1 protein-coding gene is annotated in these 336 nt (G+C 61.3%); it reads left to right on the top strand.

Annotated features, from left to right (window positions below):
* On the top strand, positions 1-336 hold a 336-nt coding region (locus tag ACQQ5U_RS19430; protein ID WP_437400124.1), incomplete at both ends, for a hypothetical protein.

Here is a 336-nt window from a genome sequence, read left to right as displayed (position 1 = left end):
TGCCCGTGGGCTACGAGGTGGACAGCACCATGACCGTCTACGTCTACAACGAGACGGGCACCACACCGAACTGCTCCGCGGAGAGCAACTTCACCGTGACCATCAACGACACACCTTTGGTGGACGCCCCAGCGGACGTCACCGCATGTGACTCCTACATCCTGCCCGCACTCACGGACGGCAACTATTTCGACGCCCCCAACGGAGGAGGCAACCCACTGCCCGTGGGCTACGAGGTGGACAGCACCATGACCGTCTACGTCTACAACGAGACGGGCACCACACCGAACTGCTCCGCGGAGAGCAACTTCACCGTGACCATCAACGACACACCTT

The sequence above is a fragment of the Flagellimonas lutimaris genome, assembly GCF_051494225.1.
In the GTDB taxonomy this organism is placed as follows: domain Bacteria; phylum Bacteroidota; class Bacteroidia; order Flavobacteriales; family Flavobacteriaceae; genus Flagellimonas; species Flagellimonas lutimaris_A.
The sequence above is the reverse complement of the archived record's forward strand: the minus strand, read 5'-3'. Positions and strand labels throughout refer to the sequence as shown.